Origin of the sequence: Streptomyces sp. NPDC012510 (assembly GCF_042955065.1) — a bacterium.
Classification (GTDB): domain Bacteria; phylum Actinomycetota; class Actinomycetes; order Streptomycetales; family Streptomycetaceae; genus Streptomyces.
In genome coordinates, this window is the sequence record NZ_JBIBEN010000007.1 from 310456 (window position 1) to 334423 (window position 23968).

At 69.5% G+C, this 23968-nt stretch carries 22 protein-coding genes and 2 tRNA genes; 16 read left to right on the plus strand and 8 right to left on the minus strand.

Features of this window, described 5'->3' with window-relative positions:
* Positions 1–16 precede the first annotated feature (16 nt).
* On the plus strand, positions 17–841 hold the full coding sequence (locus ACFY9I_RS16245; RefSeq protein ID WP_391001989.1) for a GNAT family N-acetyltransferase: 825 nt from the start codon (positions 17–19) through the stop codon (positions 839–841).
* A 25-nt stretch (positions 842–866) separates the two neighbouring features.
* On the opposite strand, the gene ACFY9I_RS16250 is transcribed toward ACFY9I_RS16245, so the two are convergent.
* A complete protein-coding gene (locus tag ACFY9I_RS16250) occupies positions 867–1385 on the minus strand; it encodes a DsbA family protein (protein WP_391001991.1) in 519 nt (172 codons plus the stop codon).
* Between the two features lie 212 nt (positions 1386–1597).
* Here ACFY9I_RS16250 and ACFY9I_RS16255 point away from each other — a divergent pair, with 212 nt between their 5' ends.
* Together ACFY9I_RS16255 and ACFY9I_RS16260 are read left to right on the plus strand one after the other, a co-directional pair.
* Positions 1598–2068, plus strand: a complete 471-nt coding sequence (locus ACFY9I_RS16255) for a hypothetical protein (RefSeq protein ID WP_391001993.1) — start codon at positions 1598–1600, stop codon at positions 2066–2068.
* 188 nt (positions 2069–2256) lie between these two features.
* Positions 2257–2409, plus strand: a complete 153-nt coding sequence (locus ACFY9I_RS16260) for a hypothetical protein (RefSeq protein ID WP_200300465.1) — start codon at positions 2257–2259, stop codon at positions 2407–2409.
* Positions 2410–2534: 125 nt separating this feature from the next.
* Here the strand turns inward: ACFY9I_RS16260 and ACFY9I_RS16265 are convergent, their stop codons facing one another.
* Together ACFY9I_RS16265 and ACFY9I_RS16270 are read right to left on the minus strand one after the other, a co-directional pair.
* The gene (locus tag ACFY9I_RS16265) at positions 2535–3095 is read right to left on the minus strand and encodes a CGNR zinc finger domain-containing protein (RefSeq protein WP_391001995.1); all 561 of its coding nucleotides are present in this window, start codon (positions 3093–3095) and stop codon (positions 2535–2537) included.
* A 330-nt stretch (positions 3096–3425) separates the two neighbouring features.
* Complete coding sequence (locus ACFY9I_RS16270) at positions 3426–3839, minus strand: SsgA family sporulation/cell division regulator (RefSeq protein WP_004002642.1); 414 nt, start codon at positions 3837–3839, stop codon at positions 3426–3428.
* 191 nt (positions 3840–4030) lie between these two features.
* Between ACFY9I_RS16270 and ACFY9I_RS16275 the strand changes: the two genes are divergently transcribed.
* Both ACFY9I_RS16275 and ACFY9I_RS16280 read left to right on the plus strand, forming a co-directional pair.
* On the plus strand, positions 4031–4510 hold the full coding sequence (locus ACFY9I_RS16275; RefSeq protein ID WP_391002126.1) for a TIGR02611 family protein: 480 nt from the start codon (positions 4031–4033) through the stop codon (positions 4508–4510).
* A 78-nt stretch (positions 4511–4588) separates the two neighbouring features.
* Positions 4589–4663: transfer RNA gene (locus tag ACFY9I_RS16280), tRNA-Val, on the plus strand.
* A gap of 123 nt (positions 4664–4786) precedes the next feature.
* Here the strand turns inward: ACFY9I_RS16280 and ACFY9I_RS16285 are convergent.
* Positions 4787–5401: a hypothetical protein gene (locus tag ACFY9I_RS16285; protein WP_391001997.1), complete on the minus strand. Its 615-nt coding sequence runs from the start codon at positions 5399–5401 to the stop codon at positions 4787–4789.
* A gap of 537 nt (positions 5402–5938) precedes the next feature.
* Between ACFY9I_RS16285 and ACFY9I_RS16290 the strand changes: the two genes are divergently transcribed.
* The 7 genes from ACFY9I_RS16290 (at position 5939) to ACFY9I_RS16320 (ending at position 13359) form a co-directional block, all read left to right on the plus strand.
* Positions 5939–7228, plus strand: coding sequence for an extracellular solute-binding protein (locus ACFY9I_RS16290; RefSeq protein WP_391001999.1), 1290 nt, complete (start codon positions 5939–5941; stop codon positions 7226–7228).
* Positions 7228–8226 carry an ABC transporter permease subunit gene (locus tag ACFY9I_RS16295; protein ID WP_391002001.1) on the plus strand — a complete coding sequence of 333 codons (999 nt, stop codon included), beginning with the start codon at positions 7228–7230 and terminating at the stop codon, positions 8224–8226. Before ACFY9I_RS16290 ends, ACFY9I_RS16295 begins: the two co-directional genes overlap by 1 nt.
* Positions 8226–9125 carry an ABC transporter permease subunit gene (locus ACFY9I_RS16300; RefSeq protein ID WP_391002003.1) on the plus strand — a complete coding sequence of 300 codons (900 nt, stop codon included), beginning with the start codon at positions 8226–8228 and terminating at the stop codon, positions 9123–9125. Before ACFY9I_RS16295 ends, ACFY9I_RS16300 begins: the two co-directional genes overlap by 1 nt.
* Before the next feature lie 12 nt (positions 9126–9137).
* Positions 9138–9740 carry a hypothetical protein gene (locus tag ACFY9I_RS16305; RefSeq protein ID WP_391002005.1) on the plus strand — a complete coding sequence of 201 codons (603 nt, stop codon included), beginning with the start codon at positions 9138–9140 and terminating at the stop codon, positions 9738–9740.
* A 106-nt stretch (positions 9741–9846) separates the two neighbouring features.
* On the plus strand, positions 9847–12594 hold the full coding sequence (locus ACFY9I_RS16310; protein WP_391002007.1) for a Tat pathway signal sequence domain protein: 2748 nt from the start codon (positions 9847–9849) through the stop codon (positions 12592–12594).
* 195 nt (positions 12595–12789) lie between these two features.
* Positions 12790–13248 (plus strand): SRPBCC family protein, encoded by a 459-nt coding sequence (locus ACFY9I_RS16315; RefSeq protein WP_391002008.1) that lies wholly within the window; start codon positions 12790–12792, stop codon positions 13246–13248.
* Between the two features lie 39 nt (positions 13249–13287).
* A tRNA-Val gene (locus tag ACFY9I_RS16320) sits at positions 13288–13359 on the plus strand.
* A gap of 38 nt (positions 13360–13397) precedes the next feature.
* On the opposite strand, the gene ACFY9I_RS16325 is transcribed toward ACFY9I_RS16320, so the two are convergent.
* On the minus strand, positions 13398–14123 hold the full coding sequence (locus ACFY9I_RS16325; RefSeq protein ID WP_391002010.1) for an exonuclease domain-containing protein: 726 nt from the start codon (positions 14121–14123) through the stop codon (positions 13398–13400).
* A gap of 169 nt (positions 14124–14292) precedes the next feature.
* Between ACFY9I_RS16325 and ACFY9I_RS16330 the strand changes: the two genes are divergently transcribed.
* From ACFY9I_RS16330 to thrS, 3 genes are all read left to right on the plus strand, one after another.
* Positions 14293–14859 carry a DUF4365 domain-containing protein gene (locus ACFY9I_RS16330; protein ID WP_391002012.1) on the plus strand — a complete coding sequence of 189 codons (567 nt, stop codon included), beginning with the start codon at positions 14293–14295 and terminating at the stop codon, positions 14857–14859.
* Positions 14856–16133 (plus strand): hypothetical protein, encoded by a 1278-nt coding sequence (locus ACFY9I_RS16335; protein WP_391002014.1) that lies wholly within the window; start codon positions 14856–14858, stop codon positions 16131–16133. Before ACFY9I_RS16330 ends, ACFY9I_RS16335 begins: the two co-directional genes overlap by 4 nt.
* Positions 16134–16249: 116 nt before the next feature.
* A complete protein-coding gene (gene thrS, locus ACFY9I_RS16340) occupies positions 16250–18229 on the plus strand; it encodes a threonine--tRNA ligase (RefSeq protein ID WP_391002016.1) in 1980 nt (659 codons plus the stop codon).
* A 35-nt stretch (positions 18230–18264) separates the two neighbouring features.
* Here the strand turns inward: thrS and ACFY9I_RS16345 are convergent, their stop codons facing one another.
* Entirely contained in the window at positions 18265–18921 is a 657-nt protein-coding gene (locus ACFY9I_RS16345; RefSeq protein ID WP_391002018.1) for an ion channel, read from the minus strand.
* 67 nt (positions 18922–18988) lie between these two features.
* Between ACFY9I_RS16345 and ACFY9I_RS16350 the strand changes: the two genes are divergently transcribed.
* Entirely contained in the window at positions 18989–19549 is a 561-nt protein-coding gene (locus ACFY9I_RS16350; RefSeq protein WP_391002020.1) for an HIT domain-containing protein, read from the plus strand.
* A 164-nt stretch (positions 19550–19713) separates the two neighbouring features.
* Here ACFY9I_RS16350 and ACFY9I_RS16355 read toward each other — a convergent pair whose 3' ends face one another.
* Both ACFY9I_RS16355 and ACFY9I_RS16360 read right to left on the minus strand, forming a co-directional pair.
* Entirely contained in the window at positions 19714–21387 is a 1674-nt protein-coding gene (locus ACFY9I_RS16355) for a hypothetical protein (protein WP_391002022.1), read from the minus strand.
* A 273-nt stretch (positions 21388–21660) separates the two neighbouring features.
* The gene (locus ACFY9I_RS16360) at positions 21661–23859 is read right to left on the minus strand and encodes an elongation factor G-like protein EF-G2 (RefSeq protein WP_391002024.1); all 2199 of its coding nucleotides are present in this window, start codon (positions 23857–23859) and stop codon (positions 21661–21663) included.
* Positions 23860–23968: the final 109 nt, after the last annotated feature.

Genomic DNA, 23968 nt, shown 5'->3' on the forward strand with positions numbered 1-23968 from the left:
GGGTAGAACACCCCTGATGACCACCACCCTGCGGCCCGTTGAGCCGCTTCAGCACGCCGCCGACGGGACGCGTTCGCGCCGCTATCAGGTGTGCGTGAACAGCCGTCCCGTCGGCGCGATACACCTGAGCACCCATCCCGTCCACGGGAACTCCGTGGCCCGGCTCCGGGACCTGTGGATCGAGGAGCCCGACCGGCGGCGCGGACGGGGCACCGTGGCCGCGCTCGCCGCCGAGGAGGTCGCGCGCGGCTGGGGCTGCCGGCGCATCGAGACGTCCGTCCCGGCCGAGGCCGAGGCCGCCCTGCGCCTGACCCAGGCCCTCGGATATGTCCCGCGCAACCGCAGTATGCGCAAGCCCCTGGACGGCACCTCGCCCGAACTGCCCCCGGGCAGCCGGGGCCGGCCCATGACGGAGGCCGAGTTCGGGCCGTGGGAGGAGGCGAGCCGGAGGGGCTACGCCCGGGACTGGATCGAGCGAGGGGTACCCGAGGCGGAGGCGCACGCCAAGGCCGAACGGGACCATGAGCGGCTGCTGGGCCAGGGACTGGCGACGGAGAACGTGCTGATCAGCGTCCTCGAACACGAGGGGGCCAGGGTCGGCGTGCTGTGGCTGGCACTGACCGACGACGGCGCCTATGTGTACGACGTGGAGGTGGACGCCGCGCACCGGGGCCGGGGGCACGGCCGCACCCTGATGTTGCTGGCGGAGGCCCAGGCGGTGGCGGCGGGGAAGTCCGCCGTCGCCCTCAACGTCTTCGCGGGGAACGTCCGCGCCGAGTGCCTCTACGATTCCCTCGGCTACGAGACGACCGCCCACCACCTGGCCAAGGACCTGATCTGACACCACCGAACGGGATGCCGGGGACTCAGGCGCCTTGGGCCAGCAGCCGGTCGGCGATCTCCTCGATCCGCTCGCGCAGCCCGGCCTGACTCCGGCCCCCGTCGAGGCGCTCGCCGCCGATGACGTAGGTGGGGGTGCCGGTCACACCGATCGCCTTGCCCTCGGCCTGGTCGGCGTCGACGATCAGGATGTGCCGGCCGTCGATGAGCGCGGTGTCGAACTCCTCGGCGTCCAGCCCGAGTTCACGGGCCACGTCGACCAGGAACGGCTCGCCCGAGCGGTCCAGTTCCTCGACCCGGCCGAGTACGGCCTCGACGTAGGGCCACGCCCGCCCCTGCTCCGCAGCCTCCTCGGCGGCCTGCGCGGCGGCGAAGGCGTGCTTGTGCTTCTCCAGCGGGAAGTGCCTCAGCCGTACGTCGAGCCGGTCGCCGTAGCGGGCCCGCAGCGCGCGGATGTCGTCGAGGGCGCTGAGGCAGTCGGGACACTGGAGTTCGCACCAGACGTCCAGGACGACGGCGGACGGCACGGGGGAGGAGTCGCTCATGGGGATCAGTCTCCCAGTCCGGGTCCGCACCGGCCCAATCGGTCGGCTTCCCGGCGGCCCGCCGGGCCGGTCCCCGGTGAGGGGGACCGACCCCGAGACGACCCGGAGATGTCCCTGAGGTCTCCCCGGACCATGGCATATAGGACGCGCGGCGGTGCAGGATGGAAGGGACGGAACGAGACCGCCCGATCGAGCACCGCCTGGAGGACCGGATGATTGCCGAGACAGTCTGTGCCGCCGTTGCCGCGGCAGGCTTGGGCATCGCCGCGATCACGGCGTACCGGAAGCGCTTCCTCAGGGCGGCTCGTATCGCCGCGTACGCGCTCGTGCCTCTCGGCCTGGTGATGACCGGTGTCGTCGAGTGGGTGGCCGACACCGCGTTCAGCCCGACCGCGTGGGCCGGCTTCGGTGTGCTCGGCGCGGCCTGGCTCCTGTTCATGACGACCCGCGCCGTGGAGCGGCGCCGAGGAGTCGGCGGCAAGGAGCGCAAGGAGACCGGTTCCCGGTCCTCCCGTACCGAGGCGATAGCCCCGGCCGCCTCGGCGCCCTCCCTGGGTCGCGGCGCGGCACCGGCGGCCCGCCCGGCGGCAGCTCCCCGTGCGACCGGTTCCGGTGCGTCCGGTGCGTCCGGTGCGGACGACTTCAGCGACATCGAGGCGATCCTCAAGAAGCACGGCATCTGATGTACGAGGCACGGCGTCGACCGCCTTGAGCGCCCGCGGGCCGAGCGGACAGAAACGACACAGTAGGTCGGGCGGCGACGACGAAGTGATCACGTTCGTTCCCGACGTTGTGGATATTGGCGAACTACCCGTCATTCCGGGTGGGTTGATCGCGCGGAGGGCGTCCGCTGCGTCATCATCGCGGCGAGATGCTGGACACAACACAGAGCGACACCACTGCCCCACCTCAGGAGCGGCGAGGTTGTCTCTTCGCGCTCTCCCAGCCACCGCTGATGATCTTCCTTGCGGTGATCGGCTGCCTGCTGCTCATGGCGTCACTGCACGACCTGCTGATGCTCTGAACCGTAAACGGAGCCCCGACGTCACCCGTCGAGGGCTCCGTCAGTCCCCGCCCCCGCCCCCGCCCCGCCCACGTCCCCGAACTCCGTCCCTTGCGTCTGCAGCCTCGCTGCCGACCCGCCGTGCCTCAGCCGGCCGCCTCCTTGCGGCGCGCCCGGTAGGCAGCCACGTGCAGGCGGTTGCCGCAGGTGCGGCTGTCGCAGTACCGGCGCGAGCGGTTGCGGGAGAGGTCGACGAAAGCCCGTCTGCAGTCGGGCGCCTCGCACCGCCGCAGCCGCTCCTGCTCCCCGGCGACGACGAAGAAGGCGAGCGCCATGCCGCAGTCGGCCGCGAGGTGGTCGGCCAGGGACGCGCCCGGCGCGAAGTAGTGCACATGCCAGTCGTAGCCGTCGTGGTCGGTGAGCCGAGGGGTGGTGCCCGCGGCGGCGATCAGATCGTTGATCACCGAGGCGGCCGAGCCCGCGTCCGGGGCCGCGAACACTTCGGAGAAGCGGGCACGGACCTTGCGTACGGTCGAGAGATCGAACTCCGACAGCACATCGACATCGCTGACCTCGTGGTTTCGTACGAAGTCGGCGAGCGACGGGACATCGCTGAGCCCGTCCGTCGCCGCGTCGTTCTCCGGCGCGGTGTTCACCAGATCCACCACGGTGTCGAGGGCGCACCGGGTGTCGTGGGTGATCAGCACGTTTCGCTCCCTGGCCTGCGAGGGTCGGGCCGGCGCCCGCCGATGCTGGCCGATGGTAATGGCTCGGCGAGGCGGAGACCGGTGGGAACCGGCCAGGAGTGCCCTGGTACGACCGGAACGGGTCGGGATCCGATAGGTGCCCGATCACTCATGAGCCGTCCACGCGCAGTGCGACGCCCGGGGTGCCTCGGGCGGCCCTGCGTGGCGACGCCGCCGCGCGGAGGTCCGCGACGACGGCGTCGAGTGGGTCGGCCTGAGCCGTATTCGGTTGTGTTGGCCCGAGCCGTCTCCCCGAGTGGACGGCGCCGGGCGGCTGGATGGGGCCTCGCTCTAGCTTTCCGCCAGGATGTGCGAGAGCTCCTGATCGAGGTCGAAGTGCCGGTGCTCCGTGCCGGGCGGCACGGCGGCGTCTGTGCGCTTCAGGAAGGACTCCAGGGCCCGCGCCGGGGCTTCGAGGAGAGCCTCGCCCTCCGGGGAGCTCAGGGCGATGCACACGACGCCCTGACCATGGCTGCGGGACGGCCAGACTCGGACGTCGCCGGTGCCGGTGGGCCGGTGCAGGCCCTCGGCGAGGAGGTCGCGGGCGAACACCCATTCGACCGTTTCCTCGGCTCCGGTGTGGAAGGTGGCGTGCACGGCGTAGGGATCGGCCGTGTCATACCGCAGTCCCGCGGGAACAGGCAGTGAGGACTCGCTCGACACAACGAGGCGCAGGTGCAGCTCGCAGCTGACCGTGGTGTTCATAAGCGCCAAGGCCTTTCGCTCAGTGTGCGCTCGGGGATTCGCACGTCGGCGAAATCGACATGCCACCTACGGTGCCGTTGTAAACCCCTCTGGGAGTTTTGCGTCGCTTTTGGTAGCTCATCCGGCCGAGACCGTCTTCATCCGGTACGGCCATTCCGGTGACTGGTTTCTCTCCGGTAGGGTTTGGCTGTATGGATACGGGGAGTGACGAAACGGGGGCGGTCGCCGTGATGGGCGACGGAACAAAAAGTGAGACAAACGTAGCGAACAGTGAGGCCGATGTGGCGAAGGACGAGGCGCCGCTCGGGTCTCGCGCGCCGGAATTCGTCAAGGCGCGCCGGATGCTGCACCTGAGCTGGCAGGTGGCCATCTTCATCGTCGGGCTCGCGGTGGTCGTGGCCGGCGTGATCATGCTTCCGCTGCCCGGTCCCGGCTGGGTAGTGATCTTCGGTGGCATGGCGATCTGGGCGACCGAATTCGTCTGGGCCCAGTTGGTGCTCCGCTGGACCAAGCGGAAGGTCACCGAGGCCACCCAGCGGGCCCTCGACCCCAAGGTCAGGCGTCGCAACATCATTCTGACGACGATCGGCCTGGTGATCGTGGCCGCCGTCGTCGGCGTCTATGTCTGGAAGTTCGGCTTCGAGATGCCCTGGAAGATCAAGAACCAGTGATCCGGGACGGGGCGCGCAGAGGATTCCGAGCATGGTCGGGTGCACCCCCTGACTTGGGGTAATGTTCTTCCTGCACCCGGGCGATTAGCTCAGTGGGAGAGCGCTTCGTTCACACCGAAGAGGTCACTGGTTCGAACCCAGTATCGCCCACCATCCGATGACGACCCGGCCCACGGAAACCGTGGGCCGGGTCGTTTTCGTCATGGTGGGCCGATCTCCGGGCGCACCCCCCGCTTGGACCCGGCTGTCCACCGCCTGCTCAACAGGCCAGGCCTCTCAGCTGCTGCCCATCTTGTGGCCGATGTTGGCGGCGAACGTCCCCCACGTCCTGTTGGCGGTGTTCTTGTTGAGCTTGTCCGGTATGGTCGGCTTGGTGACGTAGGCGCGGACACCGAGGTAGAGGTACCCGTGCTTCCGGTAGATGGTGAAGTAGATCCGGGAGCCCGTGCCGTCGAAGTGGCCCTTCTTCGCGATGAAGTGCCAGCCGTACTTGACGCCGCCGCGGTAGACCTTCACCGGGGCCTTCTTGCAGCCAAAGGGATCCGCGAAGCACGCTGTCAGGTTCATGGTCGTGCCGTCGCGTGTGGGAAGCTTCTTCGCTGCGCCCTTGACCGGGAAGGTGCAGCCGCCGAAGCACTTCTTCAGGGCGTTGTACGCCTTCTTCTCGGCGCCTGCCTTCGTCTTTCGCTTCACGATCTGGAAGTTGTACTTGTAGAGCAGGCGCGACCCTGCCGCCGCGACGTCGGCGGTGGGGGCGGCGGGCGCTATCGGTGCCGTCACGGCGGTGACCGGCGCGATCGGCGCGACAGGCGCGGCCGACGCGGGAGTGGTGACGGCGAGGCTGCCGGCGGCAGCGACGGTGGCCAGGGTCATGCCTAATGTCCTACGCATGAGGTTCCTTTCGCCCCATTCGGGAATCGAAGCGATGCGAAGCTCGTCGAATCGAGCCGGATCCAGATCGTTTCAGAGGTCGGATCAGGCGCGGTAGTGACCCAAAGGGCAGTGTCCTTTGGGGTGTCGGCCGGATCGCCTGATCTTGGGTCGGTCGGTCGCCGGTGGCGTTCTCCCGGACCGGACGGACGCGGCCTCCGTCGGAGCGCGCACCTCACCCGCCACGGTCGGCGCCGCCGCGACCTGATCGCGGCGCGTGGCGGGGTCCTGACCGCCCGGTGGCGCTTGCGGCCCCGCCGCGACCGCGTCTCAAGGTCGTCGTCGCGGCTGTTCCGTCCGTGGCAACTCTCCTACCTGGGACTTTACTTGACCGGCCGTCACGACACGGCCCGCGCGGCCCGCCCGGCCGCCTCCTCGCGTTCGAGTAAATCCTGTCCGAATCATTGACGTCTCCTGCGGGGCTCCGTAGCTTGTGCCAGCAAGCGCTTACTTGAAACGATTCATGAGGCGGACGTGCGGTCGCGGGGAGGCTCAACCATGCAGCAGGGCAACAACGTGGAGAGGCGGACGATCCTCAAGGCGGCCGGAGCCTCACTGGCCGTCGCGGGGCTGGGGGCGACGGCCACGGCCTGCGGCGGTGGCAGCGGGTCGGGGGACGGGACGGTGACGATCCGTTACGCGTGGTGGGGTGCCGAGGACCGCGCGGAGCGCATCAAGAAGACCATCGCGCTTTTCGAGAAGAAGTACCCGAAGATCAAGGTGAAGACGGACTTCCAGGTGTATCCCGATTTCTGGAAGAAGTTCAACACCCAGGCCTCCGGTGGCAATCCGCCGGATGTCTTCCAGAATGCCATCGGTTTCCTGCGGAAATACGATGCGAAGAATGTGCTGCTCGATCTCAACGCACAGGTCGAGGCGGGCAACCTCTCCCTGGACGGCTTCCGGGCGGGCCTGGAGAAGTTCGGCGAGGTCGACGGAAAGCTGCTCGGGATTCCGGTCGGTTCCAACTCGATGGCGCTGGTGATCGACAAGCCCGTCTACACCAAGTCCGGTGTGAAGCCGGAGCAGGGCTGGACCTGGGACGACTTCGACGCGGCGATGAAGAAGATCCGGGACAAGGCGGGGCGCGCCGGCGACAGCGGCATGTACGGGGTCATGTACCTCTACGACCTCTACCTGCGCCAGAACGGCAAGGCGTTCTTCACCGAGGAGGGTCTCGGCTTCACCGAGGCGGACCTGAAGGAGTGGTGGACGAAGGCCGAGAAGGGCATCAAGGAGGGTATCTACGCCGACCCCAAGAAGGTCGCCCAGACCAAGCCCAAGTCGGCGGTCGCCGCGGAGCTCGCCGCCGGTGAGTTCACCTGGGACAACTTCACCGTCCGCTACACCTCCGAGGGCAAGAGCGAGTACGGTCTGGCTCCCATCCCGACCACCGACGGCAAGAAGACCGGCCAGTACCTCGGCTCCCTCATGCTCAGCGCGTCCAAGCGCACCCAGCACCCCAAGGAAGTCGCGCAGTTCATCAACTTCATGGTGCACGAGCCCGAGGTCGCCGAGATCATGGGCTACGACCGCGGTGTTCCCGCGACACAGGCCCAGTACGACGCGTTCAAGCCGACCGACCCGGTGAACAAGGCCATCGCCGAGTACGAGGAGTCCCTCGTCGCGGCGGGCGTCCTGGAGCCCATCACCCCGCATCCGAACGGGGCGGACATCTGTGAGGCCGGGTTCATGCGCATCGCCGAGGAACTCGCCCTGGGCAAGCGGTCGGTCGACGACGCCGTCAAGCAGTTCTTCACCGAGTCGAAGACGGCTCTCGGCAGCTGATGGGAACCGCCGTGACACACGCCCCTGCGATGGAGGACCTGACCAAGGACTCCGAGCCGCGGCACCGTCCGGCCAAGTCCCCGCGCCCCGCCGCACTCAAGCGGCGGGGCCGCCGGGAGACCCTGGCCGGCTATCTCTTCATGTCTCCTTGGATCGCCGGGTTCCTGCTGCTGACAGCGGGCCCGATGGTCGCCTCGCTCTACTTCGCCTTCACCGACTACAACCTGTTCGACGCCCCCAAGTGGATCGGCCTCGACAACTTCTCCGAGATGTTCGCCGATCCACGCTGGCAGAACTCGGTGCGGGTGACGCTCTGGTACGTCGTCGTGGGTACGCCGATCAAGCTGGTCGCCGCCCTCGGTGTGGCGCTGCTGCTGGCCCAGAAGCGGCGCGGACAGGCCTTCTACCGTGCCGCCTTCTACGCCCCGTCGCTGATCGGGGCGAGCGTCTCCATCGCCATCGTGTGGAAGGCGATCTTCTCGGACGACGCCGTCGTCGACCGTACACAGAAGCTCTTCGGCATCGACGTCGGCGGCTGGACCGGTGACCCGGACCTGATCATCTACAGCCTGGTGGCGCTCACCGTCTGGCAGTTCGGTGCTCCGATGGTGATCTTCCTCGCCGGTCTCAAGCAGGTCCCGCGCGAGCTGTACGAGGCGGCCGAGGTCGACGGGGCGGGTACGTTCCGGCGGTTCTGGAACATCACCCTGCCGATGATCTCCCCGGTCCTGTTCTTCAACGTCCTGCTGGAGACGATCCACTCCTTCCAGATCTTCAGCTCGGCGTACATCGTCGGCGGCGGTGCCGGAGGCAGCGCCTGCGGTCCGGCCGACGGCTCGATGGTCTACACCTGTTATCTGTACGTCCAGGGCTTCGAGAACAGCCGCATGGGCCTGGCCTCCGCCATGGCCTGGGTGCTGCTGGTCGCGGTCGCCCTGGTGACGGCGGTGCTGTTCTGGTCCCAGAAGCGCTGGGTGCACTACGAGGAGGGTGCCTGATGAGCGCACAGGCCACCGAGATCACCCCAGCCCCCGCCCCGCCCGCGAAGGAGGGCGCCCTCAGGCGCAAGCTGCCCGGCTCCCTCGCCTGGCACATCGGCTCCCTGCTGATCCTGGCGGTGATCCTCTATCCGGTGCTCTGGGTCGTGGGGGGCTCGTTCAAGCACAGTGACGACATCGTCGGCAGCCTGGACCTGTTTCCGAGCGACCCGATCATCTCCAACTACACACGGCTCACCGACGGCATCGCCGACATCCCGATCTCCACCTTCTTCCTCAACTCGCTCACACTCGCCGTGGGTTCGGTGGTCGGGATCCTCGTCTCCTGCTCGCTCACCGCGTACGCCTTCGCGAAGATCAGGTTCGCCGGCCGCAACCTGCTCTTCACCCTGATGATCGGCACCCTCCTGTTGCCCTACCACGTGCTGCTGATCCCGCAGTACGTGCTGTTCCGCAACATGGACGCGATCGACACCTACACCCCACTCCTGCTCCCGAAATACCTGGCCACGGAGGCGTTCTTCGTCTTCCTGATGGTGCAGTTCATGCGGAACCTGCCCAAGGAGCTCGACGAGGCGGCCCGGCTCGACGGCTGCGGCCACTTCCGCATCTACTGGTCGATCGTGCTGCCGCTGTGCCGGCCCGCGCTCATCACCAGCGCGATCTTCACCTTCATCAACGCCTGGAACGACTTCATGGGCCCGCTGATCTATGTGAATACGCCCGACAAGTACACGGTCTCGCTCGGCCTGAAGATGTTCGTGGACCAGGACGCCGTGGCCAACTACGGCGGAATGATCGCCATGTCGCTGGTCGCCCTGCTGCCGGTGCTGGCCTTCTTCCTGGCCTTCCAGCGGTACCTGATCGACGGTATGGCCACGTCCGGCCTGAAGGGCTGAGGTGAGCTGAACATGACCCGGGCCCGGGTGAAGGCCGCCGAACCCCGTGGGGAGTCACTGCTAGCCGAGCGGTTCGCGCTGTTCGCCGAGTGTCTGCTCACCGGGGTGTGGATCGCGGTGGCCTCGCTGCCGCTGGTGACGTACCCCGCCGCGTTGGCTGCCGGCTCACGGCATCTGCGCCGTCGCGCGACCCATCAGGGCGGCGGCTGGCGGGAGTTCGTGGCCGACTTCCGGGCGGCGGTGCGCGGCGGATGGCTCGTCGGGCTCGCCGGGTGGGCGGCGCTCGCGGCGGTATGGGTGGACGTCCAGGCAGTGCGCGCCGGGGTCCCGGGTGGGCCGTTGGTCGGCGTCGTCGGGATCCTGGCGCTGATCGGCGCCGCCGTGGCCGCACTGCGCGCGGCGGCGGTCTGGGAGCCCGGCGGCGGCTGGCCGGCGCTGCTCGCCGGGGCCGGGCGGCGAACCGTGCTCGACCCCGCCGGGTCCTTCCTCGTCGTCGGCGGGCTGGCCGTCGTGGCCTGCTCCGCCTGGTTCGTCGCGCCGCTGGCGGTCCCGGTACTCGGGGCCGTCGTGGCGGCCGCCGTCGCGGTGGAGGAACGGTACCGGCGCCGCCACTGACCGAAGGCGGTGCCTCGCACAAGGTCGGCGCCCCGGGGCGTCGCACCTCTCTCTGTCATGCCCCTGACTACCGCACGCAAGACTTCCCGTACGGAAAGGAAAGGCCATGTCCCCCATCGACCGCAGGTCCCTTCTCAAGGCGGCCGCCGTCGCCGGAGCCGCCGCGCAGTTCAGCTGGGCGCTAGGGAATACGACCGCACAGGCGGCACCGAGAGCCGAGGCCGCTGAGGCGGACCCGGTGACCCTGGACTGGCTGGAGGACGGCGGGCTCGGCGCCGCTCCGGGGTCCACCGTGGGTGTGCCGTGGCCTAAGGGCGCCTACGAGAAGGAACAGTCGTTCTCCTTGAAGGACGCGGACGGCAAGGACGTTCCCGTCCAGTCCTGGCCCATCGGCTACTGGCCCGACGGATCGGTCAAGTGGACGGCGCACGCGGTCGGCGCGGGCGCCGGCTCCGGCAAGCTCACCCTCGCCGCAGGCAGCCCCGCGGCGCCCGCCCAGAAGATCACCGTCGACAAGCGCGGCGGCACCATCGACGTGTCGACCGGCGTCATCACCGCCAAGATAGGCAAGAGCGGCTCCACCCTGGTCAAGTCCGTGCGACGCGGCTCCACCGAGATCGCCCACACCGGCCGCCTGGTGCTGCTGCGCCAGCCGGAGATCGAGGACGGCGACCAGGGCACGGAGAAGTACGAACGCTTCGAGAGCGTCATCGGCGACGTCGAGGTCGAGCAGGAGGGTCCCGTCCGCGCGGTCGTCCGCATCGACGGCAAGCACCGCAAGGGCGGCCGCGGCTGGCTGCCGTTCTCCGTCCGCCTCTACTTCTACGCGGGCGCCGAGTCGTTCCGCATGGTGCACACCATCACCTTCGACGGCACCCAGGAGCCCGGAAAGGCAAGCGGCGACTTCATCCGCGGCATCGGCGTCCGCTTCAAGGTGCCGATGCGCGACGCCGCGTACGACCGCCACATCCGCATCGGCGGCGACGGGACCGGTCTGCTGCGCGAGGCGGTCAAGGGCGTCACCGGCCTGCGGCGCGACCCGGGCGCGGCGGTGCGCACGGCCCAGTTCGAGGGGAAGAAGCTGCCCGACCCCGCCACCTGGGACCAGCGGGTCACCACCCGCCTCCAGTACATCCCCGAGTGGGGCGACTACACGCTCTCGCAGCTCTCCGCCGACGGGTTCGGCGTCCGCAAACGCACCAAGAAGGGCCACGGCTGGATCCCGGCCGGTGGCGGCCGGCGGGCGAGCGGCTTCGGGTACGTCGGTGGCGCGTCCGGTGGGTTCGCCTTCGGCCTACGGGACTTCTGGGAGAAGTTCCCCGCGCAGCTCGACATCCGCGACGCCCAGACCGACACGGCCGAGGTCACCCTCTGGCTCTGGTCGCCCGAGGCGCAGCCCATGGACCTGCGCTTCTACCACGACGGCATGGGCCAGGACACCTACCCCGAGCAGCTCGAAGGCCTCAACATCACCTACGAGGACTACGAGCCCGGGTTCGGCACCCCTTACGGCATCGCCCGCACCAGCGAACTCCTCTTCTGGGCCCACGAGTCCACCCCGAGCGCCGAGGACATGGCCAAGCAGGTCGAGGCCGTCCGTACGCCCCCGCAGCTCGCCGCCCCGCCGAAGCAGCTCATCAAGGCGGGTGTCTTCGGCCGGCTGTTCTCCGAGCCGGACCGTTCCACCGCCGCCAAGGCGAAGATCGAGGACCACCTCGACTTCCTCTTCACCTACTACAAGGACCAGGTGGAGATGCGCCGGTGGTACGGCTTCTGGGACTACGGCGACATCATGCACAGCTACGACCCCAGCCGCCACCAGTGGTGCTACGACGTCGGCGGCTACGCCTGGGACAACTCCGAGCTCTCGCCCGACCTGTGGCTGTGGTTCGCCTACATGCGCTCCGGACGCGCCGACATCTTCCGGTTCGCCGAGGCGATGACCCGGCACACCGGTGAGGTCGACGTCTACCATCTCGGCAAGTGGGCGGGCCTCGGCACCCGCCACGGCGTGCAGCACTACGCCGACAGCGCCAAGCAGCAGCGCATCGCCAACACCACCTACCGCCGCTACTACTACTTCCTCACCGCTGACGAACGCGTCGGTGACCTGATGCACGCCAACGTCGACTCCGACGAGACGTTCCTCGTCCTCGACCCCATCCGCAAGATCCGCACCGAGCCGTACACCCCCGACCGCAACGCGCTGTCGATCGGCTTCGGCACCGACTGGTCCGGGCTGGTCTCTGCCTGGCTGACCGAGTGGGAGCGACGCGGACCCAAGTGGGAGAAGGCCAAGGCGCGCGTGCTCTCCACGATGGAGACGATCGCGGCCCAGCCCAACGGCTTCGTCCAGGGCAACGGACTGTACGACCTGGACACGGGCAAGTTCGCCGTCCCGGACAAGCCCGCGGTCAGCGTCTCCCATCTGTCGGCCATGTTCGGCCTGGTCGAGATGTGCGCGGAACTCCTCGACCAGATCGACATGCCCAAGTTCAAGGAGGCATGGCTGGACTACTGCCGCTACTTCAACGCCACAAAGGCCGAGCAGACCGCCCGCTACGGCTCCAACTTCGGGACGCTGCTGCTCTTCCAGGGCCACTCGCGGCAGGACGCGTACGCCGCCGTGCAGTTGAAGGACGACAAGCTCGCTGCCCGTGCCTGGCGGCAGTTCTACAACAGCGCCGACACCTGGGACTACAAGGAGTCCACCGACTGGTCCACGAAGAAGATCGAGGGGCCGACGGCGCTGGTGCCTGGCAGCGAGGCGGCGTGGGTGTCCACCAACGCGACGGCGCTGTACGGGCTGGCGGCGATCCAGAACCTGGCGTTGGTGGGTGACAAGATGCCGTGACGCTCCGCTGGGGGAGCCGGGGGGTGGGGGCCTGGGCTCGGTGGGGAACTGCGGGTTCGTTGTGGCTGGCCGCGCAGTTCCCCGCGCCCCTCACGAGGCGCGGGGCGCTCCTCAGGGGTCTCACGTCAGTTTCCGAGCGCCTCCCGCACTCGGCGTGCGTCGCACAGGCACTCTCCGCGCAGGCACAATCCGACCATGGACTGGTGCCACTACCGTTTCCACAGCCGCTGGAACCTGCCCGCGCCGCCCGACGCCGTGTACGACGTGCTCCGGCGGGCCGACGACTACCCCCACTGGTGGCCGCAGGTGCGCGAGGTGACCCGGATCGACGACACCACCGGCATCCTCACCATCCGCTCCGTCCTCCCGTACGACCTCGCCTTCACCGCCCGCGAGGTGCGCGGCGACCGGGGAGCCGGGATCCTGGAGATCGCGATGACCGGTGACATGGACGGCTGGGCCCGCTGGACGCTCACCGCCGACGGCGACAACACCCTCGCCTGCTACGACCAGGAAGTCGACGTCACCAAGCCCCTGCTGCGCCGGCTCGCCGTACCGGGCCGGGCCGTGTTCCGCGCCAACCACGCGCTGATGATGCGGGCGGGCAGGAGGGGGCTCCTCGGGTACCTCGAGGCCGGTGGGCAAGCGGTTTGAACCAGACCAGTCAGGGCCTGTATTGTTCACTGCGTTCCCGGGCGATTAGCTCAGTGGGAGAGCGCTTCGTTCACACCGAAGAGGTCACTGGTTCGAACCCAGTATCGCCCACCGGGTAAGGCCGGTCCGCACACGCGGACCGGCTTTTTTCATGCCGCCGCCGGAAGATCCGGACGCAGCGGCCACGCCGGGTCCACCGCCTCCTCCGTGCCGCTGCGCGCGAACCACGCCTGCAGACCACGCGCCTGCGCCGCGTGCCACACCGCCTGCAGCGTGTGCAGTTCGGCGGGGGAGAGGCGTTCGAGTCGGCCCGCGAAACGGCGTCCCACCGCACGCACGACATCCATCGCCGCCTGTGCGTCGGCCGCCGCGTCGTGCGCGCCGTCCAGGACGACCTCGTAGTGCGCACAGAGGTCGGTGAGCGTACGACGGCCCTTGCGATAGCGGTCCAGATGCTTGTCCAGGACCCGGGGATCGAGCACACGCAACGGCGTGGTCTCGAACCAGCGGTCCAGCGACGACGCGCGGTGGCGACGCAACTCGCGGTCCAGCAGCGTCAGATCGAACGGCGCGTTCATCACCACCAGCGGACGGCCGCGCACCGCCTGCTCGGCCAGCGCCCTGGCTATCTCCTCCATCACCGGCGCCGGCCAGCGGCCGTCGCGCTGCAGACGCTCCTCCGTCAGCCCGTGCACGGCCGTCGCCGCCTCGGGCACCGGCACCCCCGGGTTCACCAGCCACCGCGTCACCCGGGGGCGGGTGCCGGGCGCGTCCTGGACGACGACGGCGGCCGACACGATCCGGTCGGTCTCGACGTCCACACCCGTGGTCTCCGTGTCGAACGCCGCCAAGGGTCCCTCGTACCAATACGTCATAGGTACACAACTCCTCGTTCACCCACGGCAGCTGACGTCCCGTCTTCTGCCTGTTTGGTGATACCCGGGCTGTTTGCGCCGTACGCCGGAAGGAGACAACAGAAGTACGGGTCCGTGCAGTTCAGAGGCTCGGTACAGGGAAACACCTGCATGTGGAAGGCTGTTGGTCATGGCCATAGCGCAGCCCGAGCGGGGCGGGCTGCTGCCCGAGCACGCGGCATCGCATCGCGGCTCCCTCGCCACCACCGCCTGCATGGAGACACTGCAGGTGGGCTATCTGCACGCGGTGGCGGCCGCGGCCGGCTGCTCGCTGTCCCAGCCCTTCCCGGACAACGGCATCGACTGGCACGTCAGCCACGGCTCACCCGGGCACACGGTCGACGACGAGGTCACCATCAAGGTGCAGCTCAAGGCCACCTACCAGCTAGCGCCCAACCCCCCGGGCCGCTTCTTCTCCTTCACCCTCGACAACGAGCACCTGGCGAAGCTCGCCCGCACCCCGGTCTCGGTGCACAAGATCCTCGTCGTGATGATCGTCCCCAGGTCGCGGGAGCAGTGGCTGCGGGCCGGCCACGACCGGCTCGACCTGCGGCACTGCTGCTACTGGACCAATCTCGCCGGACACCCGATCACCGGCCGGCGCCGCACCACCGTGCGCATCCCGACCTCGCGCATATTCGACGACCGAGCGCTCTGCGAGATCATGACGCGGGTCGGAACGGGAGGCAGACCTTGACCCACGGCCCCATCGACGACGACGTGTCCGGCCGACGCCCGCCCGGCCAGGACGTGTCCGCACGCCGGCCCATCGGCGACCCCGCACGCCCCGTGCGGCCCCACTCCACCGAACCCGCCTGGACTCGGCCACCCGACCCCGCCCAGGTCGACCCCGCGGTCCTCGGCACCCTCCTGCGCCGCCACGGCTGGCAGCGGCGCGGCGGAGCCGCCGGACGGTACGGCCGTTGGACCCCACCGGGACCGGCCGGCCGGGGCATGAGCCTGCTCGTCCCCGAGAACCGGGCCTTCCCCGACAGCGACGACCTGCTCGGCGAAGCCCTCACCGCCCTGTCCCGCAGCGGCTCTCCCGCCGCGCGCGACGTGCTGGTCGCCCTCGCCGTGCCCAGCGACGAGATCCACTGGTGGCGTGACGTGCCGACCGGCCCCCTGGGTACCGCCTCCTGGGCCGTCGAGGACCAACTGCGCTCCGCCGCCCGCCAGATGCTCCTCGCGGCGGCACTGGCCACACGCGCCCGGGCCGGCTACCACGGCGCCCGGCACCGCCTGCCCGCCACGGCCTCCCTCGACGGAGTCCTCGTCGGCACCGCCCCCGGCGGCCGCCACCTCACCGCCTTCGTGCCCGTGGCCACCGGCCGCCCCCTCGCCCTGCGCCTCCACCAGGCCCTGTACGCCGCCCGCGAGGCCATCGACTACCAGCGCGCCACCGGCGGCATGGACGCCTTCGACGGCGCCGTCGCGGCCGGAGTGAGTCACGAGTTGACCGAGGCCCTCGGCGCCCTCGTCCGGGGCACCGAGGGCGCCCGGATCGCCGTCGACTGGGCGCCCGCCGCCGGGATCCCCGAGGGCGGCGGCACACCGGCCGAGCCCGTCGAGTTCTCACCGGGCGACCTGCCCGTGCTGCGCGAGGCCGGGGCCCGCTATCTGCGCGAGGAGCCCTCGATGCCGGTGCGGATCACCGGCGCCGTGGTGCGGATGCGCCGGTCGGCCGCGCGCGGCGAGGGCACGGTACGACTGCGGGTCATCGCCGGGGCCGCAGTCCCGCACGTCCGGATGACCCTGGACGAGGAGGCGTACCGGATAGCCGGGCACGCCCACCTCGTCGGGCTGCCGGTCCGGGTGAACGGGCGGCTGGAGAGCCGCGGGGGCTTCCGACGGCTCACCAACCCCGACGGGATCGCACCCGTACAGATCGACGAGGCCGAACGGGACCAGCTGATGAAGTCCCTCCAGGAGAACCTGGACTTCTTCGAGGAGGCGCGTGGAGAGGAGTGACACCGGGGCCCCGCCCGGGGAGCCGTAACCGTTTAGCGGAGCGCGCCCATGGCTCGGTACGATTCCTGTCTGCGTACGCGGACGCGTGCGCGACCACCATCAGGCAGGAGAGTCCGGTGTCAGACGTCCGTGTGATCATCCAACGCGATTCCGAGCGGGAAGAGCGCGTGGTGACGACGGGCACTACGGCCGCCGACCTCTTCGCCGGCGAGCGGACCATCGTCGCGGCCCGCGTGGCCGGTGAGCTCAAGGACCTCACGTACGAGGTGCAGGACGGCGAGACCGTCGAAGGCGTGGAGATCTCCTCCGAGGACGGCCTCAACATCCTGCGCCACTCCACCGCGCACGTCATGGCCCAGGCGGTGCAGGAGCTGTTCCCGGAGGCGAAGCTGGGCATCGGCCCGCCGGTCCGGGACGGTTTCTACTACGACTTCGATGTGGCCGAGCCGTTCACCCCCGAGGACCTCAAGCGCATCGAGAAGAAGATGCAGGAGATCCAGAAGCGGGGACAACGGTTCTCCCGTCGGGTCACCAATGACGAGGACGCGCGCGTCGAGCTGGCCGACGAGCCGTACAAGCTGGAGCTGATCGGCCTCAAGGGCAACGCCGCGAACGCGGCCGAGGGCGCGGACGCCGAGGTCGGGGCCGGTGAGCTGACCATCTACGACAACCTCGACGCCAAGACCGGCGAGCTGTGCTGGAAGGACCTCTGCCGCGGTCCTCACCTGCCCACCACCCGGAACATCCCGGCGTTCAAGCTGATGCGGTCGGCCGCCGCCTACTGGCGTGGCAGCGAGAAGAACCCGCAGCTCCAGCGGATCTATGGCACCGCTTGGCCGTCGAGGGACGAGCTGAAGGCGTACCTCGACTTCCTCGTCGAGGCCGAGAAACGGGACCACCGCAAGCTCGGCGCCGAGCTGGACCTGTTCTCCATCCCGGAGGAGCTGGGCTCCGGTCTCGCGGTGTTCCACCCCAAGGGCGGCATTGTGCGCCGGGAGATGGAGACCTACTCGCGGCAGAAGCACGAGGACGCGGACTACGAGTTCGTGAACACCCCGCACATCGCGAAGGAAAACCTCTTCGTGACCTCTGGGCACCTGCCGAACTACTCGGACGGCATGTTCCCGCCCCTGGAGTTCGACGGCCAGAACTACCGCCTCAAGGCGATGAACTGCCCCATGCACAACCTGATCTTCAAGGCGCGCGGCCGCTCGTACCGCGAATTGCCTCTACGGCTCTTCGAGTTCGGCACGGTCTACCGTTACGAGAAGTCCGGCGTCGTGCACGGCCTGACCCGCGCGCGCGGCTTCACTCAGGACGACTCGCACATCTACTGCACCAAGGAGCAGATGGCGGACGAGCTGGACTCCCTGCTCACCTTCGTTCTGGACCTGCTGCGCGACTACGGCCTGAGCGACTTCGAGCTGGAGCTGTCCACCCGGGACGACTCCCCGAAATTCATCGGTGAGGACGCCGAGTGGGAGGAGGCCACCGAGGCGCTCCGCCAAGCCGCCGAGAAGCAGGGCCTGCCCCTTGTGCCCGACCCGGGCGGTGCCGCCTACTACGGGCCGAAGATCTCCGTCCAGGCCAAGGACGCGATCGGCCGCTCCTGGCAGATGTCCACCATCCAGGTCGATTTCCAGCAGCCCAAGCGGTTCCAGCTGGAGTACACCGCGGCTGACGGGTCCAAGCAGCAGCCGGTCATGATCCACCGTGCGCTGTTCGGCTCGATCGAGCGCTTCTTCGCGGTGCTCCTGGAGCACTACGCGGGTGCGTTCCCGGCCTGGCTGGCGCCGGTGCAGGCACTCGGCATCCCGATCGGTGACGCGCATGTGCCCTACCTGGCGGAGTTCGCCAAGAAGGCCAAGGCCGCAGGTCTGCGCGTCGACGTCGACGCCTCCTCCGACCGCATGCAGAAGAAGATCCGCAACGCCCAGAAGGCGAAGGTGCCCTTCATGGTCATCGCGGGCGACGAGGACATGACGGCCGGCGCCGTCTCCTTCCGGTACCGCGACGGCTCCCAGGAGAACGGCATCCCCGTCGAGGAGGCCATCGCGAAGATCGTGAAGGTCGTGGAGGACCGCGTCCAGATCTGAGCCGGCCGCACAGCCGAGCCGCAGGCCCTCAGGGTTCAGCTCCCCGGGGGCCTGCGGTCGTCCTCCCGTGCGAACACCTTGAGCAGCCACGACGAGAACGACCCCGTCACCGCCCCGAGCAGCGCGAGACCGCATGCCATCAGGAACACCGCGATCAACCGGCCCACCGGTGTCACGGGGGTGACGTCCCCGTACCCCACCGTGGCGAGCGTGGCGCAGGTCCACCACACGGCGTCACCGAAGGTCAGGATCGTCGCGTCGGGCACCGCGTGTTCCTGCTGGTAGACGGCGAGGGCACCGGTGAAGCCGAGCAGAGTCACCGAGAGGCCCGCGTACACGGCCACGCGCGCGTGCAGCGACAGCCGGGGCCTGTCGTGGTGACGCTGTACGGCGTCGTGGATCTGCACGACGCGCAGCGGCCTCAGCAGCGGCAGCACCAGGACGAGGGTGTCCAGCCAGTGGACGCGCACGAACTTCGGCCCCAGCCCGCTCAGCCGCCACCGCACCGCGTAGTCGAGGGCGAAGACCGCCCAGGTCAGCAGCGTCACCGCGAGACAGAGGTCGAGCCAGCCCTGCTCCAGACCGTGGCCGAGTACCCGTACCGCGTACGAGGCGAGGAAGAGGGCCGACGCCCCGGCGAGGGCGCGTCCGGTGCGCCGCTCCCACCGGAGTACACGGCTGTCGTGGTCCATCGCCTCAGCTTGGCCCCGCCCCTCCCGCCCCCGCCCCCGGCGACACGCCGCGAACGGGCGAAGCCATATGCTGCACTGCATGACGAGTGAGCCGGAGCAGCAGATCGGAGTGGGAACGCAGGACGCGTTCCAGCGCCTGTGGACGCCCCACCGGATGGCGTACATCCAGGGCGAGAACAAGCCGACCGGTCCTGGGGCCGGCGACGGCTGTCCGTTCTGCTCGATCCCGGCAAAGTCGGATGAGGACGGCCTGGTCATCAGGCGCGGGGAGCACGTGTACGCGGTGCTCAACCTCTACCCGTACAACGGCGGCCACCTCATGGTCGTGCCCTACCGGCACGTCGCGGACTACACCGACCTCACCGGGCCGGAGACCGCCGAGCTGGGTGAGCTGACCAAGCAGTCCATGACCGCGCTGCGCACCGCCTCAGGCGCCCACGGCTTCAACATCGGCATGAACCAGGGCTCGGTCGCGGGAGCGGGCATCGCGGCCCACCTCCACCAGCACATCGTGCCCCGCTGGGGCGGCGACACGAACTTCATGCCGGTGGTCGGCCACACCCGGATCCTGCCGCAACTCCTGGCCGACACGAGGAAGATGCTGGCGGAGGCCTGGCCGACGGTGTAGCCGCCGGGTCGGGTACGTCGTCGGCCGGGGCTGCGCCCGGAAAAGCACGGGCGCGGCCCCGGCTTTCCAGGGGCGCGGGGAACTGCGCGAGAAGCCCCACCGGACCCGCACCCGAAATCGGCCCCCGGCCCCCACGCACTCCCCGGCCAAGGCGGGCGCAGCGCTCACGCGTCGTAGAGGTCCGCCTTCCGCGGCGTAGGATCCTGCACCGCCCCACTGAGGAACCCGGCCCGCGACCCGAACTTCTCGGTGTCCACGCCGTTCTCCTGGAGCACCTTGATCGCGGCGTTGTGGACCACACGGAGCACCGGCGTGGCGGCGCGCAGCGCGTCGTCGGCCATGAAGCGGTGGCGCCACGGCTGGGCGGCCCAGGCGTGCCGCAGGCCGAACGGCTCGGGCAGCCCGATGGAGCCGCCGAGCCAGTTGAGCAGCGGCGGGTACCAGGTCAGCGGGGCGCGCGCGGTGAGTCGTACGACCTCGTCGGCGTCGACGAGCGGGAGTTTCACCTTGCGGGTCTCCCAGAAGCGGAGCGACTTCTGGACTTCCTTCTCCTTGGCCGCCGGCCCCGTCGTGAACAGCCCGTGGACCGGGCCCAGGGCGTGCCCGGTCACCTCGATGCGGAGGGTCTGGTGGAGGACGGTGACCGTGACCAGCATGGTGATGATCAACTGGCCGTCCCAGAGCGTCCACTGGACGCCCAGGTAGTGGCGGTTGCCGCCGCCGAAGTGCTGCTTGTTGCAGATCTCCTGTATGGCGTGGGTCTTGTACTGGTAGGCGTCCACGTCGGTGCTGTCGGGCCGGGCGACGGCACCGGCGCCCTCGCTGATGGGGCTGACGATCCAGTGCTTGATGGAGGGCGCCGTGAAACCCCCGGTGTTGAGGGGGGTGCGCTCCAGCATGCGCAACTGGTCGTGAATGGCGCGTATGACGTCCCAACTGCGGAACGGGTGGATCTCCTTGCCGGCCTCGGCCGGAACCAGGTCCTCGGCGAGCTGCCAGCTTCCCCAGCGGGTGCCCATGCCGAGGATGCCCTTGGGGCCGGCGTAGAAGACGAGGTTGGAGCGCTGCTCGGCGCTGAGCCGGGCCAGTTCCTTGCGCAACTGCTCGGCCTTGGTCTCGCCGGGGCTGCCGGGCACGGCCTCGGGGATCTTGGCGCCGATGCCGCCACCGGCCAGCAGGCCGGCCCAGCGGTCCCGCAGGTCCTTGGCCGTGCGCTCGCAGATCTGCTTGGCCCAGAACCAGCCGACGACGGGAAGCACGACGCACGCGCGCGCGTACCAGGCCCAGAAACCGTCGAACGGCGTTCTGAGCAGGAAGATCACGGCGAGGGCGCCCACGGCGAACAGCAGCGTGGTGCCGAGGGCTCCGGCCCGCTTGTCCTCACGCCTGGCCATCGTCGTACGGATCTGGAAGACCAGCAGCCACAGGAGCAGCCCGGGAAGGAAGAGCACCCCGCACAAAACCACCACCGCGGAGAGCCAGTTGTCGCGCTCCCTGCGGATGTTGGTCGCCGCGAGGCAGTGCTCGACAACGACCTGGGGCTCCATGCCGAACGACTGGATGAGCGGCTTGCGGCCCGCGCCGACCATCCGGTCCCGCACCGCGAGGGAGAACGCCTCCCCGAGGTTGGGCCGGAAGATGGTCGCCCACTTGCGGCCCGGCTTCACCGTGGACTTGTGCCAGTCGTTGTCGGCCTTGAGGAGCTCCGCTATCTCGTTGTCCCGGTAGGCCGCGGACGCCAGGGCGTACGTCGCCGCGGTCTGGCCCGCGGCGCCCGTCAACGGCACCTGTGCCCCGGGAGTGAAATCGAATCCGTCCGCCACCGTTGCCGCCCCCATCGCCGCACACTCGCTTCTGCGGCTCTTCCCGACTTCCGTGCTCCGCACACCTGTTGATCAGGTCATCACCCGATCCGGACCTGATCAAGCCACACTTGTCGATCAGGTGATCAGCGTATCCGCAGCCGTGGTCATCGCGCGGCGTGAGGAACGGACATTCACGGAACCCACCGGCCGCGACCCGGTCTTGGGGTCCCGCGTCCGACGGCGGGCGGCCACAGCCGCCCGCCGCGCGGTCACCCGCACCCTTCGTCGATCCCGAACTGTCAGGCGTCAGTTCTCCTTGGCCTGTTCGCGGACCTTCTCGGCGACATGGGAGGGCATCGGCTCGTGCCGTGTGTACCGGCGGCCGAAGCGCGCGGTGCCGTGGGAGAGGGACCGCAGATCGACGGCGTACCGGTCGATCTCGATCTCCGGTACCTCGGCCCGGACGAGGGTGCGTCCGCCGCCCGCCTGCTCGGTGCCGACGACCCGGCCGCGCCGTCCGGACAGATCACTCATCACCGGGCCCACGTACGAGTCGCCGACCAGGACCGACACCTCGGCCACGGGTTCCAGGAGGTGGATCCTCGCGTCGGAGGCCGCCTCGCGCAGCGCCAGCGCGCCCGCCGTCTGGAAGGCGGCGTCGGAGGAGTCCACCGAGTGCGCCTTGCCGTCCCGCAGTGTGATCCGGACGTCGATGAGCGGATAGCCCGCCGCGACCCCCTTGGCGGCCTGCGCCCGCACCCCCTTCTCGACGGACGGGATGAACTGCCGGGGCACGGCGCCGCCGACGACCTTGTCGACGAACTCGATGCCCGAGCCGCCGGGCAGCGGCTCCACCTCGATCTCGCAGATCGCGTACTGCCCGTGACCTCCGGACTGTTTCACGTGCCGGCCGCGCCCGGCCGACCTGTCGGCGAACGTCTCGCGCAGGGAAACCCTGTGCGGTACGACGTCGACCTGGACGCCGTACCGGCTGCGCAGCCGTTCCAGGGCCACGTCGGCGTGCGCCTCGCCGAGGCACCAGAGGACCACCTGGTGGGTGTCCTGGTTCTGTTCGAGCCGCATGGTCGGGTCCTCGGCGACCAGCCGGGCGAGGCCCTGGGAGAGCTTGTCCTCGTCGGCTTTGCTGTGCGCCTGGATGGCGAGCGGCAGCAGCGGGTCGGGCATCTCCCACGGTTCCATGAGGAGCGGGTCGTCCTTGGCGGAAAGGGTGTCCCCGGTCTCGGCGCGGTTCAGCTTCGCCACGCACGCCAGGTCACCCGCGATGCAGTGCGTGAGCGTCCGCTGCTGTTTCCCGAACGGGGTGGACAGGGCGCCGATCCGCTCGTCGACATCGTGGTCCTCGTGCCCCCGGTCGGTGAGCCCGTGCCCGGAGACATGCACCGTCTCGTCGGGGTGCAGGGTGCCGGAGAAGACCCGTACCAGCGAGATGCGGCCCACATAGGGGTCGCTGGCGGTCTTCACGACCTCGGCGACCAGCGGTCCGTCCGGGTCGCAGGCCGCCTCGATCTCGCGCGGCCTGCCGTCGGGCGTGGTGACCGCGGGCGTCTCGCGTTCCAGGGGCGTGGGGAAGCCGCCGGTGACCAGGTCGAGCAGCTCGACCGTGCCGAGGCCCTGCTTGGCGCCGTCGGCCGCGGGGGCGGCGGCCAGTACGGGATGGAAGACCCCGCGTGCGACGGCCCGCTCCAGGTCGTCGATGAGGGACTTGACGTCGATGGCTTCGCCGCCGAGATAGCGGTCCATCAGGGTCTCGTCCTCGCTCTCGGCGATGATCCCCTCGATGAGCCGGTTGCGTGCCTCCTCGATCGCGGGCAACTGCTCCGGGCCGGGCTCGGACTCCTTGCGCTCCCCGGAGGAGTAGTCGAACAGCTTCTGCGACAGCAGCCCGGTCAGTCCGGTCACGGGCGCGTGCCCGTCCGGGCCCTGGGGGCCGTGCAGCGGCAGATAGAGCGGGAGCACGGCGTCGGGGTCGTCCCCGCCGAACGTCTCCGCGCAGATCCTGGTCATCTCCTCGAAGTCCGCCCGCGCGGCCTCCAGGTGCGTGATCACGATCGCCCGCGGCATGCCGACCGCCGCGCACTCCTCCCACACCATGCGGGTGGAGCCGTCGACGCCGTCGGAGGCCGAGACGACGAAAAGGGCCGCGTCCGCCGCTCGCAGACCGGCCCTGAGTTCCCCGACGAAGTCGGCGTATCCGGGGGTGTCCAGCAGATTGATCTTGTACCCGCCCCATTCGACGGGGACGAGGGAGAGCTGCACCGAGCGTTGCTGCCGGTGTTCGATCTCGTCGTAGTCGGAGACGGTGCCGCCGTCCTCCACACGGCCCGCCCGGTTCACCGCTCCCGCCGTCAGCGCGAGAGCCTCCACCAGGGTCGTCTTGCCCGAACCGGAGTGGCCGACCAGCACCACATTCCGTACGGACGCGGGGTGGTCGGCCGCCGTAGCCCTGCCGGCGGCTCCGGGGTGTGCGTTCGCCTTGTCGCCCATGATCCTGCCTCCCGTGCACGGTGAGGTCACTGTGGGCGCGGACATGCGGATCCGCGTGCGGTGGCGGCTCCGATGACGCCCGCGGTGTCTTCGAGCTTCGCACTCGCCT